Source organism: Aliiglaciecola aliphaticivorans, from assembly GCF_054782055.1.
On the sequence record NZ_BAAGTF010000084.1, the window covers coordinates 1 to 1,086 of the forward strand.

Annotated in this window: 1 protein-coding gene and 1 pseudogene; both read left to right on the plus strand. The window is 46.0% G+C overall.

Features of this window, described 5'->3' with window-relative positions:
• Positions 1-230 (plus strand): annotated as a pseudogene (locus ACYVIL_RS20530) (IS21 family transposase); the annotation flags it as partial.
• The gene (gene istB / locus ACYVIL_RS20535; protein ID WP_460314630.1) at positions 227-1,006 is read left to right on the plus strand and encodes an IS21-like element helper ATPase IstB; all 780 of its coding nucleotides are present in this window, start codon (positions 227-229) and stop codon (positions 1,004-1,006) included. The pseudogene ACYVIL_RS20530 and the gene istB, both read left to right, overlap by 4 nt.
• The last annotated feature ends 80 nt before the right edge of the window (positions 1,007-1,086 follow it).

A 1,086-nucleotide genomic window follows, 5' to 3' on the forward strand; every position in this document is an offset into this window, starting at 1 on the left:
ATGGGCAAATAGGACAATGGTTACATGATGTCGCGCACCAGCGCATTCACGGCACAACCAAACAGAAGCCAGAAGTCTTATTGATAAAAGAGAAGTTGGCACTGAGCGAGTTGCCAGTGACACCGGAGCTAGCCAATACCATTGCCCCCATAACTCGACACGCTTTACCGATTGAAAGCTTCCAACACCCACTGAGCATTTACGACCAACTCCTTGAGGTGGCGTTATGAACTTACAAATGGACAGAATACACAGCGCGTGTGAAGCCCTTAAACTTGATACCATGGCCGTTGAATGGTCTGCGATAGCCGATACGACAGCAGGAACCGACAATACCTTAGCCGACTTCCTTGAACAGCTATTGAGTGTAGAGCTTGACGCAAGAGCGCAGCGAACACGTGAGACCTTATTAAAGTTTGCAGGCTTACCGGCCATCAAACGCTTCGATGAATATGATTTCAAGTTCGCCACTGGCGCTCCGAAAAAGCAGCTACAGGAATTAACTGGGTTGAGCTTTATCGAACGAGCGGAAAACATTGTATTGCTTGGGCCAAGTGGCGTGGGTAAAAGTCATTTAGCTTTAAGCTATGCCTACCAAGCAATACAGAAACGGATCAAGGTACGCTTCGTTACCGCTGCGGACCTGATGCTGCAACTGGCAACGGCAAAGAAACAAGATCGCCTTGAAAACTACATTAAGCGCAGTGTGCTTGGCCCTAAATTGTTGGTGATTGACGAAATCGGATATTTACCCTTCGGGCGTGAAGAAGCCAATCTGTTCTTTAATGTGATAGCCAAGCGATATGAACATGGCAGTGTAATTGTGACCAGCAACTTACCGTTCTCACAATGGTCAACGGCATTTGCAGATGATCAGACACTAACCGCTGCACTACTCGATAGGCTGCTACATCATGCTCATATCGTACAAATATCTGGAAACAGTTATCGGCTAAAAGGAAAGAAAACAGCAGGGATCGTTCCTGTAATCACAGAGACTAATTAAACTAAAACCGCTAAGGGTGGGTCAATTTTACTTTACCGAATTTAGCAGTTTAGTGGGTCAGTTTTGGAATACCGTTGACA